General features: G+C 63.6%; 10 protein-coding genes and 1 tRNA gene. 4 read left to right on the top strand and 7 right to left on the bottom strand.

The genetic code is table 11. From position 1 onward, the window contains the following. Positions 1 to 19: 19 nt before the first annotated feature. Positions 20 to 2,782 carry a beta strand repeat-containing protein gene (locus ACSBOB_RS24100; protein ID WP_442578589.1) on the bottom strand — a complete coding sequence of 921 codons (2,763 nt, stop codon included), beginning with the start codon at positions 2,780 to 2,782 and terminating at the stop codon, positions 20 to 22. Positions 2,783 to 3,038: 256 nt separating this feature from the next. Here ACSBOB_RS24100 and ACSBOB_RS24095 point away from each other — a divergent pair, with 256 nt between their 5' ends. From ACSBOB_RS24095 to tnpC, 4 genes are all read left to right on the top strand, one after another. Further along, a complete protein-coding gene (locus ACSBOB_RS24095) occupies positions 3,039 to 3,533 on the top strand; it encodes an Lrp/AsnC family transcriptional regulator (RefSeq protein ID WP_442578588.1) in 495 nt (164 codons plus the stop codon). Positions 3,534 to 3,796: 263 nt separating this feature from the next. Further along, positions 3,797 to 4,198, top strand: a complete 402-nt coding sequence (gene tnpA / locus ACSBOB_RS24090; protein WP_442578587.1) for an IS66-like element accessory protein TnpA — start codon at positions 3,797 to 3,799, stop codon at positions 4,196 to 4,198. Further along, positions 4,195 to 4,542, top strand: coding sequence for an IS66 family insertion sequence element accessory protein TnpB (gene tnpB, locus ACSBOB_RS24085; RefSeq protein WP_442577793.1), 348 nt, complete (start codon positions 4,195 to 4,197; stop codon positions 4,540 to 4,542). The genes tnpA and tnpB overlap by 4 nt, the downstream gene beginning before the upstream one ends. A gap of 92 nt (positions 4,543 to 4,634) precedes the next feature. Further along, positions 4,635 to 6,221 carry an IS66 family transposase gene (gene tnpC, locus ACSBOB_RS24080; protein ID WP_442583776.1) on the top strand — a complete coding sequence of 529 codons (1,587 nt, stop codon included), beginning with the start codon at positions 4,635 to 4,637 and terminating at the stop codon, positions 6,219 to 6,221. Positions 6,222 to 6,916: 695 nt separating this feature from the next. On the opposite strand, the gene ACSBOB_RS24075 is transcribed toward tnpC, so the two are convergent. The 6 genes from ACSBOB_RS24075 to ACSBOB_RS24050 all read right to left on the bottom strand — a co-directional run bounded on the left by ACSBOB_RS24075 (position 6,917) and on the right by ACSBOB_RS24050 (position 12,259). After that, a tRNA-Pro gene (locus tag ACSBOB_RS24075) sits at positions 6,917 to 6,993 on the bottom strand. A 299-nt stretch (positions 6,994 to 7,292) separates the two neighbouring features. Continuing rightward, on the bottom strand, positions 7,293 to 8,756 hold the full coding sequence (gene betB / locus ACSBOB_RS24070) for a betaine-aldehyde dehydrogenase (RefSeq protein WP_442578586.1): 1,464 nt from the start codon (positions 8,754 to 8,756) through the stop codon (positions 7,293 to 7,295). 17 nt (positions 8,757 to 8,773) lie between these two features. Further along, a complete protein-coding gene (locus tag ACSBOB_RS24065) occupies positions 8,774 to 8,920 on the bottom strand; it encodes a hypothetical protein (protein WP_442578585.1) in 147 nt (48 codons plus the stop codon). Positions 8,921 to 8,983: 63 nt separating this feature from the next. Continuing rightward, positions 8,984 to 10,636 carry a choline dehydrogenase gene (gene betA, locus ACSBOB_RS24060; protein WP_442578584.1) on the bottom strand — a complete coding sequence of 551 codons (1,653 nt, stop codon included), beginning with the start codon at positions 10,634 to 10,636 and terminating at the stop codon, positions 8,984 to 8,986. After that, positions 10,629 to 11,618: a threonine/serine dehydratase gene (locus ACSBOB_RS24055; protein WP_442578583.1), complete on the bottom strand. Its 990-nt coding sequence runs from the start codon at positions 11,616 to 11,618 to the stop codon at positions 10,629 to 10,631. Before ACSBOB_RS24055 ends, betA begins: the two co-directional genes overlap by 8 nt. After that, on the bottom strand, positions 11,615 to 12,259 hold the full coding sequence (locus ACSBOB_RS24050; RefSeq protein WP_442578582.1) for a glutathione S-transferase family protein: 645 nt from the start codon (positions 12,257 to 12,259) through the stop codon (positions 11,615 to 11,617). The genes ACSBOB_RS24055 and ACSBOB_RS24050 overlap by 4 nt, the downstream gene beginning before the upstream one ends.

Here is a 12,259-nt window from a genome sequence, read left to right as displayed (position 1 = left end):
GCCGCCCCCCCTTTGCGTGTCAGATCACCACGAAATCCGCATTGGTGAGCGCCAGCCCGTCGGTGACCGTCGTGAACTGGATGCCGGTGGCGCCGGCTCCACTGCCGTCGGCATCGTAAAACAGCTTTCCGGTATCGGACTCGTAGACGATGCGGTCGCCGGCATCGGCCGCCAGACCGGTGGTGTTGGCGCGGAAGGCGTCGGCCGCAAGCGTCCCTGTCGTCGTCAGCGCCGCAAAGATCGCGTTCTCCAGCCGGATCGTGTCCGCCCCCACGCTGAAGTCGGTGATCGTGTCTACATTGGTCGCGCCCAGAGCCGTCGAGAAAACGAAGAAGTCCATGCCACTGAGACCGCTGAACGTATCCGATCCCTCCTTGCCATCGAGGATGTTGGAGCCGGCATTCCCGATGACCGTCTGGGCTATCTCGTTGCCGGTCAGGTCTATCCACGAGGTTCCGGCGCCACTCGTGGTGGCGAGTTGCTCGACATGAACGCCCGCGCCCAGCACATAGTCGATGTTCGACAACACCTTGTCCAGCACCCCCTGAGCGGCGCTTTCGACGATGGTCGTGCCTACGCTGTAGACGAGATAGGTATCGTCACCTCCTAGCCCGCGCAGAACGTCGGCCGCGCCGCCTCCGTCCTTCAGCGTGTTTTCGCCGGCGTTGCCGAATATTTCTTGGGCGAGCTTGTTGCCGGTGAGGTCGATCGCCGACATGCCCGCCGAGGACGTTGTCGTCAGCTTCTCGATGTCGGCATCCGCCGCCAGCGTGTAGCTCGCCCGTGCCATGACACGATCGGTCGTGCCGCCTCCAGCGACTTCGAAGACAATGTCGCTGGCCGTGTCGACGATCAAGGTGTCGTCGTCTTGGCCGCCCTGCAGCGTGTCCGTGCCCTTGCCGCCGTCGAGCGTGTCGCTGCCGGTCCCGCCCTTCAGCGTATCGTTGCCACCGAGACCGAAGAGCTTGTCCAGTCCTTCGCTGCCGTCGAGCACGTTGTCGACGCCGTCGGTGCCCGTGATCGTGTCGTCGTGAAACGACCCAAAGGCATTTTCGACGGCGTAGGTCTTGTCGTTGCTGGCGCCGCCGGCATTGGCGCTGCCGTCGAGATTGAGCGTTATCCCCATCGTTTCCGATTCATAGCTGATCCAGTCGATGCCATCTCCGCCGTCGAACGTGCTGCCCGTACTCTTCGAAGCGACGAGGAAATCGTCGCCGCCCTCGCCCGACAGCACGTCATGGCCGCCGTTTCCGGCCAGCGTGTCCTTGCCGCCACCTCCGTACAGCCGGTTGTTGCCGGTGGTGCCGTACAGCGTGTCATCGCCGGTTGCAGAGCCGATGACCTTGAAGAACGAACTGTAGACGATGGTGTCGCCTTCCGCGTCGCCGTATTTCGCGGTGCCGCCCAAAAGGTCGATCTCGACCCCGACCAGCGAGCTTTCATAGCTCAGCGTGTTGAGGCCGGCGCCGCCGTCCAGCTTGTCGCCGCCAACTCCTCCTTCCACGATGTCGTCGCCGCCGCCTGCTGTAATCGTGTCCTTGCCGCCGGCGCCGAAGATTTTGTCGACCAGTTCGTCGCCCTTCAGCGTCTCGTCGGTGCCGTTGCCGACGGTGGTGCGGCTGATCAGCGTTTCGGTATAGGCTATCCCGCTTCCATTGCCGTCGAAGTTTGGATCCATCGTCTTGTAGACATGGGCGAGAACGCCGCCCGCCAATCCCACTGCGTCGCCGCCATTTTGGGCCACGGCTCCCGCGGCGATCGTGAACTCACCTGTTATTGCGACACCATTGGCGCTGTATATTCTAGCGGCCACATCGTCGTTCGCGCTGCCCTGCGCGCTGGTCTCCCAGGTGACCGCGATGAAACCGTTATCCAGCAAGGCGAGCGACGGCACGGTCTGTATGCCGTCGGTCACTTGGTTGATCGTGAACGCGGCCGTGCGCGCCGTGCCGTTTTCATTGTAGATTCGCATGTTCAGGTCGAAATTCGCGCCCCCGCCATGGTTGAGATAGGCCACCGCGAAGCCGCCGTCCTTCAGGCCGATCACCTGCGGGTTGTGGCCGACGCTGCCACCGGTGTCGTCTACCAGGATCTTGCCGGTGAGCGAGGAGTTGCCGTCGCTGTACCGGCTGACATATGTGTTCCACTTCTGGCCGTCGTGTTCGGACCAGACGATCGCAAACCCGCCATTCGCCAGCGCCGCGACGGAGGGTGTGGTGGTATTGTTCTGCGGCAGATCGTCGACGGCGTAGCCGTTCTTCAGAACGCCGCTGGCGTCGAAACGCGCGAAATCGACGTCTCCGTCGTCTCCAGCGGTGTTGTTGGGCTCGAAAGTGATGACGAAGCCGCCGTCCTTCAGCGCGGCCACACCGCCCATTCCGGTGGTCGTGAAGCCTTCGAAGACGACCGCATCGGGTCCGAGTGCGACGCCATTGCTGTCAAAGATACGGTAGCGGACCTGGTTCTCACCGGAGCTCATATCGTTGAAGATCGTGACGAAGCCGCCGCCGGCTAGACCGACAGTCTGGCTGTTGAACTGGTCTCCCGTGGTGGTCGAGTTCACCGGGCCAAATTCGAATAGCGGCGTCGAATTGCTTGGATTCGTGCCAGCTTTGTAGGCCGTCATGGCAAGCTGCGTCGTGCCGAAATGGTTGAACGTCGTCACCAGCGTGCCGTCCTTCAGCACTGCGATCGAGGGCGAGCCCTGGATGTTCGCGGTGTAGGCGTCGCTGAGAACGACGGGTACGAGAATTTGTTCGTGCTTGTATGTGATCGTTGCCACGGGAGTGCCCTTCCGAGATGTAGGGTTGTGCGGCCCACATGCTTTACGTTGCGGAATGCGCGCCGCGTTCGGGTGGCGATATAGAGAACGATTCCGACAAAATCCAGAAGGAATCGTACAATAAATCGAATTTATCGTAAAAATTATGGCGTTGGAACAAATATTCCGGATAAAGTTCGCTGCGGTCCAAAGTCTGTCCGATTCTTGCATAGTTCCCCGATTGACTGGCGGGCAGGTTGGGAGCAGGGACGAAGGCATGAACGATCTGGACGACACCGACAGGATTATCCTCGCGCTCCTTCAGGAGAACGGCCGGACCTCCTACGCCGAACTCGGCAAGGCGGTGGGGCTGGCGGTTTCCTCGGTGAACGAGCGCGTGAAGAAACTGCATGAGCGCGGGGTGATAGAGGGCGTGCATGCGACGCTCTCCGCGCCGGCGTTGCGGCTCGATCTGCTTGCCTTCGTGTTCGTCGGTTGGAACGATCCCGGGACCGAGGAGGTTTTTCTTGCCCGCGTCGCCAACGAGACGGCGATCCTCGAATGCCATCACGTCACGGGGGCATGGAACTACCTGCTCAAGGTGCGGACGCACACGACGCGCGACCTGGAGGCATTCCTGAACTCCATCGTCAAGGCCGTTCCCGGCGTACAGCGCACCGAGACGCTGATTGCGCTTTCGTCTCCGAAGGAGACCGCGCGCCTGCCCTTGTCCCGCCAGGAATGGTCGGGCGGAGCTAGGCAGAACCGCTGACGCTGCTTGTCGGCTGGCCGAGAGGCGATCCAGTCGGCGACAGCGGTCCCGCATATGCGCTGCGTTTGCCGATCGAGCGGAAACTATTGTGGCGAAGCAGGTTCGCCTTCACGCCGTGGGACGCGGCCGTGTCGATTGCTTGCAATCTGGGTGGGCTGATGACTACGGCCCGCATCACTTGTAGGGTATCCCTGCGGTGAGAGCCGCCTTGTAGGCTGAGGGCGAACGTCAGAAGTCCTAGGGGTAATCCTAGGAGTAGCCCTATGACGATGCCGCGGGTGGAGGTGATCACGTCGGTTGAGAGGCGCCGGCGGTGGTCACGTGAGGAGAAGGAACGCCTGGTCGCGGCGTCGTTCGAGCCCGACGTGTCGGTGTCGGAAGTTGCACGATCGGCGGGCATTCACGTCAGCCAGCTCTTTCGATGGCGCAAGGACCTGTGCGATCGGGTCGATGCCGGTTCATCGCAATTGGTCCCGGTCGAGATCGCTCCTGCTGTTGCGCTGCCAGCCGTTGAGGCGCCGGCGCCATCGGCGTCTCCCGGCCGACGTCGCCGCAAGAGCGGCATCATCGAGATCGAACTTGGCGGCGGGCGTTGCGTCCGCGTCGATCGCGACGTGGATGTCGAGGCGCTACGGCGCGTGCTGGACGCGCTCGGGTCGCGATGATCCCGGTTCCGAACGGCGTGCGGGTGTGGCTGGCGACCGGCCACACCGACATGCGGAAGGGCTTTCCGGGCCTGGCCCTGGTGGTGCAGGAGACGCTGAAGCGCGATCCGCACAACGGTCACCTGTTCGTCTTCCGCGGCCGCCGCGGCGATCTGATCAAGGTTCTGTGGCACGACGGCCAGGGCGCCTGCCTGTTCTCAAAGAAGCTCGAGCGCGGCCGCTTCATCTGGCCGTCACCGGCCGACGGTGTGATCACCATCACGCCGGCACAGCTCGGCTATCTGCTCGAAGGCATCGACTGGCGCATGCCGCAGAGGACCTGGCGGCCGACGGCGACCGGCTGACGATTTGGCCTTGCACATGGTGGTGGATGTGATTCCATCGCCCTGTGCCCGCTGCTGAAACGCTCCCTTCCGACCTCGCCGCCGCCCACGCGATGATCCTCGCGGAGCGCGCCGCACGCGTCGAGGCCGAAGCGCTTGCCGCCCGCGCGGCAGCGGTCAGTTCTGGGACGGAGGCGCTGATTGGGTGGCTGAAGCTGGAGATCGAGAAGCTCAGGCGCGAACTCTATGGCAGCCGTTCGGAGCGCAAGGCCAGGCTGCTCGAGCAGATGGAGTTGCAGCTCGAGGATCTGGAGGCGGATGCAACCGAGGACGAGTTGGCGGCGGAGCAGGCAGCCCTCCAGTCACAGACGGTTCGTACGTTTGAGCGCCGGCGCCCATCGCGCAAACCGTTCCCGGAGCATCTGCCGCGCGAACGCGTCATTATCGCCGCACCCGAGAGCTGCCCCTGCTGCGGCTCGACCAAGCTGTCGAAGCTGGGCGAGGACCTCACCGAGACGCTGGAGGTGATCCCGCGCCAGTGGAAGGTCATCCAGACGGTGCGCGAGAAGTTCTCCTGCCGGCAGTGCGAGGCGATCAGCCAGCCGCCGGCGCCGTTCCATGTCACGCCGCGCGGCTTTGCCGGGCCGAACCTGCTTGCCATGGTGCTGTTCGAGAAGTTCGGCCAACACCAGCCTCTCAACCGGCAGAGCGAACGTTACGCCCGCGAAGGCGTCGAGCTGAGCCTGTCGACGCTGGCCGATCAGGTCGGCACATGCGCGGCGGTGCTGCGTCCGCTGCATTCGCTAATCGAGGAGCATGTGCTCTCGGCAGAGCGGCTTCACGGCGACGACACCACGGTGCCAATCCTGGCGAAGGGCAAGACCGACACCGGCCGGGCTTGGGTCTATGTTCGCGACGATCGCCCCTTCGGCGGCGCCGCGCCGTCGGCGGCACTGTTCTACGCCTCGCGCGACCGGTCCGGCGAGCATCCCGAGCGACACCTGAAGCAGTTCGCCGGCATTCTGCAGGCCGATGCCTATGCCGGCTACAACGGACTTTACCTCCCCGACCGGAAGCCCGGTCCGGTGAAGGAGGCGCTCTGTTGGAGCCATGCGCGGCGCAAGTTCTTCGTGCTCGCCGACATCGCCGCCAATACCCGTCGGGGAAAGACCGCGCCGCCGATCTCGCCGATCGCCTTCGAGGCCGTCAAACGCATCGATCTCCTGTTCGACATCGAGCGCGACATCAATGGTCTTGCCGCAGCCGAACGCCTTGCCGTGCGCCAGGAGCGGAGCGCGCCGCGCGTCGCTCAGCTGAAAGAATGGATGCGCGGCGAACGGGCCAAACTCTCGCGCCATGCGCCCGCCGCCCAGGCGATCGACTACATGCTCAAGCGCTGGGCAGGCTTCACGCGCTTCCTCAATGACGGGCATATCTGCCTGACGAACAATGCGGCCGAACGGGCGCTGCGCGGCCTGGCTCTCGGCAGGAAGTCCTGGCTCTTCGCCGGCTCCCAGCGCGGCGCCGATCGCGCTGCCGTCATCTACACGCTGATCGTAACCGCCCGCCTCAATGACGTCGACCCGCAGGCCTGGCTCGCCGACGTGCTCGCCCGCATCGCCGATACGCCGCAGGGCCGGCTGAGCGATCTCCTGCCGTGGAACTGGTGCCGATCCACCGTCATGGCGAAAGCAGCCTGACCGCGGCCCTCACCGGACGCTTACCTTGTAGGGTCGTTAATCGCTCTTGTATTTGTCGTTAACGGGACTTACAAAATAGTGATACCAGATGGGGCAATATTCTTCTGGGTAAGATAACGGGCGGGAGTTTGGGAGACAATTTATGTGGATAAAATTGACGAAAAAGGATATGGAACCAGTTCTCGTGAATTTGGCAAGGGTATCTCATGTACTTCATCGAACTGGAGGTGGGTCTACACTTAATTTTGCCGGTGGAGCCTCCGAGAAGGACGGTGTCGTCAAGCCGAAGGCCTTGGCTGTGACGGAGTCTGTTGCGGAGATATCAAAAGCCATGGAGGCGGACGAGGCGGCGCCCGCGCAAGCCGGCAAACGGACGGCGCGGAGTTGAACGCAGTCGCTGTACTGGCGCCGCCACTCGTTGGTCGGAACAGTTGTGCACGACGACGCGGATGCCTGTCGGGTAGTTCATGAAAACGATGACTCGGCGCAGGCTTCAGGTTGGTGCCGAATTTTGAAGTGCCTGACATCTCGATATCGGCTTGGCGGATTGTCCTGCTGCCCGCGATGTGACGGGTGGCCATCGATTGGCAAGATCGAAGAGGCTGATAGCACGCCGATCCTTGGCAACAACGGTTGCAGCTTTGGGGATATCCACCGGGTAGACCGTGAGCATGAGCCCGACCCGCTTGTTAGACTGGTCGGAGTGGCAGGATTTGAACCTGCGACCCCGTCGTCCCGAACGACGTGCGCTACCAGACTGCGCTACACTCCGTGACCAGACGCGGGCTTATAGCCGCCACAGGACAAAGCCGCAAGCGTGAAAAGGCGGGTTTGCGCAGGAATCGACAGGGCTGTCCGACGAGCCGGCAAAAGGTTTTAACAGACTGATTTCACGCGCGTTTTGACCAACCATTTCTGAATGCCGGGGCGGCTTCCAACTTGTGAATGCAATTGGTCGCAAGAGTGCGCACATACGGCCTGTTCCGTCGACCGCGAGACCACCGCTCGCCCGGGCCGAAGACAGGTTTAGACCTGCGACCCCATCGTCCCGAACGACGTGCGCTACCAGCCTCAATAGGGGCTGGCGACGTCGCCGGTTTCGACATAGACCGACTTAACCTGCGAGTAGTGGCGAAGTGCGTCCAGCGCATTCTCGCGGCCGATGCCCGACTGCTTGTAGCCGCCGAAGGGAATCTCGACCGGCGTCAGATTGTAGGCGTTGATCCAGCAGGTGCCGGCCTGGAGCTCAGCGATCACCCGATGCGCGCGCGGCAGGTCGCGCGTGAACACGCCGGCGGCAAGGCCGAACTCGGTGTCGTTGGCGCGGGCCACGACCTCGTCTTCGTCGTCGAACGACAGGACCGACATCACCGGTCCGAAAATCTCCTCGCGTGCTATCCGCATGCGGTCGGTCACGCCAGTGAAGACCGTAGGCTCGACAAAGAAGCCTCCCTCGAAACCTTGCAGCGAAGGCACGCCGCCGCCATGGCTGAACGTGGCGCCTTCATCCCGTCCGATGTCGATGTAGCCTAAAACCTTGTCGTGCTGGGCCTTGCTGATCAGCGGCCCCATCTGGGTTTCTGGGTCGAGCGGGTCTCCGATGCGAATCTTCTTGGTGCGCTCGACCAGCCGTTCAACGAACCGGTCGTGCAGCCCTTTCTGCACGAAGACACGCGTGCCGTTGGAGCAGACCTGGCCGGTCGAATAGAAATTGCCGAGCATGGCGCCGCCGACTGCGTTTTCGAGATCGGCGTCGTCGAAGACGATGAGCGGCGATTTTCCGCCGAGTTCCATGGTCGCGTGCTTCATCAGCGAGCCAGCCAGCGCCAGCACTTTTCGGCCGGTCGGGACCGAGCCCGTCATCGAAATCTTGGCGATCGCCTCATGCCCGGCAAGGGCCGCGCCGACATCGCCAAAACCCTGGACGACGTTGAAGATGCCGTCCGGCAGGCCCGCCTCCGAATAGATCTCGGCCAGCGCCAGCGCCGTCAGGGGCGTGTTTTCCGAGGGCTTGAACACCATCGCGTTGCCCATGGCCAGCGCCGGGGCGGATTTCCAGCCGGCCACCTGGATCGGATAGTTCCATGCGCCGATGCCGGCGCAGACGCCCAACGCCTCGCGCCGTGTGTAGGCGAACGGGCCACCGAGGTCGACATATTCGCCGCCGAAGGCTGCGACAGCGCCGCCGAAATATTCCAGCGCATCCGCTGCGGAGGCCGAGTCGGCCACCAGCGTTTCCTGGATCGCCTTGCCGGTGTTTAGCGTCTCCAGCCGCGCCAATTCGGCATTGCGGGCGCGCAATATGTCGGCGGCGCGGCGCAGCACGCGCCCGCGCTCCACCGGCTTCAGCCGCGCCCAAGCCGGCTGGGCTGCTCGCGCGGCCTCGACGGCGAGTTCCACCGTGTTCGGCGTTGCCGCATGCAGCGTGGCGATGGTCTCGCCGGTAGCGGGGTAGATGACGGGCAGTTCACGGCCCTGCTCGTCCTCGACATAGCTGCCGTTGATGTAATGCGAGGCTTTCGGCTGGGCTTTCACGACGATCTCCGACCGGATCAATTCTGCTGGATGGAAACGCCGTTCTCGTCGAGCTTTATCTCGACACCGTCCGGCTTGCTCTCTTCCCGCCAAACATAGATGCCGAGCGCGATGACGATGACGACCAGCGCACCGATGATGAGGTAGAGTCTGTTTTGAGGCATCGTGGGCCTTTCGGATTCAATTGTGCTGTAGCTGCAATCGGAAGTCAGCGCCAGCGGCGTCCATCACCGGTCGCTCTCCCGCCAGCGCGGGTTGATCCACGGTTCCAGGTTGGATGGCGGCAGGATCGGTCTGCCAAGAATGTGATCGGCAGCCTTCTCGCCGGTCATGATCGACGGCGCGTTGAGATTACCGTTGGTGACGCGCGGAAAAATCGAGGAGTCGGCAACGCGCAGCCCTTCGATGCCGATCACGCGGCATTCAGGATCGACCACGCTCATCGCATCGTTTTTCCAACCCATGCGGCAGGTGCCGCAGGGATGGAATGCGCTCTCGGCGTGCTCGCGGATGAAGGCATCGAGTTGGTCATCGCTCTGAACATCCGATCCGGGCGATATCTCGCGGCCGCGATAGGCGTCGAAGGCGGGCTGCGCAAAGATCTCGCGCGTGAGCCGGATGCAATGCCGGAATTCCGCCCAGTCGTCGGGATGCGACATGTAGTTGAAGCGGATCTCCGGCTTGGCCCACGGGTCCGGCGAGCGCAGGGTGACGCTGCCGCGAGATTTCGACCGCATCGGCCCGACATGCGCCTGGAAACCATGCGACTTCGCAGCCGCCTTGCCGTCATAGCGCACGGCCGCCGGCAGGAAGTGGAACTGGATGTCGGGATAGTCGATTCCTGCTTTCGAGCGGACGAAGGCAGCTGCCTCGAAATGGTTGGTGGCGCCGAGCCCGGTCTTGAAGAACAGCCACTCCGCGCCGATCAGCGCCTTGGAGAACGGGTTCAGCACGGAATGCAGCGTGACCGGTTGGGTAGCCTCCTGCTGGATATAAAGTTCCATATGGTCTTGCAGGTTCGCACCGACGCCAGGCCGGTCGGCGATCACTTCGATGCCGTTCGCCTTGAGATGTTTGGCAGGCCCGATGCCGGACAGCAGCAGCAGTTTCGGCGAGTTGATCGACGAGGCCGCGACGATCACTTCGCGCTTGGCGCGCACGATCTGGACCTGGCCGCGCGCCTCGATCTCAACGCCGACGGCACGTTGATTCTCGATGACGACTTTCCGGGCGAAGCCTTTGACCAGGCTGACATTCTTGCGCTTCAGCGCCGGCCGCAGATAGGCGTTGGCCGCCGACCAGCGGCGGCCGCGATGGATGGTCTGTTCCATCGCTCCGAACCCTTCCTGTTTGGAGCCGTTATAGTCCTCGGTCAGTTCGAAGCCCGCTTGGGCGCCTGCCGCCACGAAGGCCGAATAGAGCGGGTTGGACCGCTTGCCGCGCTGCACGAAGAGGGGACCGTCCGTGCCGCGCCAGCCATCCTCGCCGTCGCGAACGTTTTCCATGCGCTTGAAATAGGGAAGCACGTCGGCATAACCCCAGCCGGCAGCGCCGTCTTCGGCCCAATGATCGAAGTCGCCGGCGTGGCCGCGCACATAGACCATGCCGTTGATCGACGACGACCCGCCGAGCACTTTTCCACGCGGCGTGACCAGCACGCGGCCGCCGAGGTGTGGCTCCGGCTCGCTCGAAAAACCCCAGTCGTAGAGGCTCATGTTCATGGGGAAGGACAGTGCCGACGGCATCTGGATCAACGGTCCGATGTCGGTGCCGCCATACTCGATGACGATGACGCTGTGCCTGCCGTCCTCGGACAGCCGGTAGGCCATGGCCGAGCCGGCGGAACCGGAGCCGATGATGACGTAGTCCGCCTCAAGCATCGCCGACTTGTTTCATGAAGTCGGCGAGCGAGACGTTTCCGCCGCTCGCGATCACCACGACGGTCTTGCCCTTCACATCGACCGCGCCCGACAGCAGGGCTGCCAGCGAGGCCGCGCCGGAGGGCTCAAGCACCAGCTTCATGCGCTCGAAGGCGATCTTCATCGCCGCGCGGACGGCAGCGTCGCTGACCGACAGGCCGCGCACGCCGGCGGCCTGCACGGCCGTGAAGGGCGCAACGCCCGGCCGCCGCGCCATCAGCCCGTCGCAGATGGAAGGCGAAACAAGCGGCATGGTCTCGATTTCGCCGTGGCTGATCGACGTGCCCATGCCGTTGAAACCTTCGGGCTCGACACCGTAGATTTCCGTCTTCGGCGAGAGATAGTGGAAAGCCAGCGACACGCCGCCGATCAGCCCGCCGCCACCGACAGGGCAAAACAGGAGGTCGGCCTGCGCCTCGCGTGCCGCGAGTTGGTCCAGCGCTTCCAGTCCGGCGCCGCCCTGTCCGGCGACGATCTCCGGATCGTCGAACGGATGCAGCAGCGCGAGGCCCTGCTCGGACGAGATATCGCGTGCCCGGGCGGAGGCCACTTCCTCGCGCGGTCGCTCGCCATGGTCGGTGAGCACCACGGTCGCGCCAAAACCCTTGGTCGCGTCGCGCTTGGCCGCCGGCGCATCGATCGGCATGACGATGGTGACCGGAATGCCAAGCGCCTCGCCGGCTGCCGCCAGCCCTTGCGCGAAATTGCCGGAAGAGTAGGCCACCACGCCGCGTTTCGCCTCCTCTGGCGAAAGCTGTTTTAGCCGCCAGTAGGCGCCGCGCACCTTGAACGAACCGGCCCATTGCAGTGATTCCGGCTTCAGGAAGACGCGCGCCGCGCCGGTCTGCCGTGCCAGCGCCGCCGATTCCATCAGCGGCGTGACCTGCGTCGCCCGCGACGTTACGGAATAGGCTTTCTTGAGATGGTTGAGATCGGGGATCATTCTTTTGCTCTCAGGCTTTCGTAGGAGACCATGACGTGCCCTGCATAAGCCGGCCGCTGGCAAAGCCGGTCGTAATAGGCGCGCAGGTTCGGCGTGTCGGCGCGGTCGAAATCCAGTGTGAAGTAGCGGTAGAGCAGGGTGCCGGTGATCATGTCGGCGAAAGAGACGTCATCGCCGCCGATATAGGCGCTGTCGGCCATGCGTGCGTCGAACATCTGGGCAAGCGGCTTCATCCGTTTCTCGGCAGCCTCGATCGCAGGCAGATCGCGCCTGGACGGAAGTGTGCCGACCAGCGGCCAGAACAGGCCGGTCTGCAGCGCTGGCCCGAACGATGTCTTGATCCACTCGGCCCATTTGTCTTGCGGCGCGCGTGCCGCCGGAGAGACCGGCCAGAACTGCCCGTCGCCATAGCTGGCGGCGAGATAACGTACGATCGCCGCGCTCTCCCACAGGAACGGTCCGTCGCCGTCGCGCAGCACCGGCACCAGCCGGTTGGGGTTCATGGCGAAGTACTCGGGCGTGTCGGTCCTGCCGAAGGCGCCGCCGAAATCCAGCCGCTCGTAGGGCAGGCCGATCTCGTTCAGTGCCCAGACGACCATTTGTGTGTTACCGGAGGTTGCCCGGCCCCAGACCGTGATCAT

The sequence above is a fragment of the Mesorhizobium sp. KACC 23794 genome, assembly GCF_052180275.1.
In the GTDB taxonomy this organism is placed as follows: Bacteria; Pseudomonadota; Alphaproteobacteria; order Rhizobiales; family Rhizobiaceae; genus Kumtagia.
The sequence above is the reverse complement of the archived record's forward strand: the minus strand, read 5'-3'. Positions and strand labels throughout refer to the sequence as shown.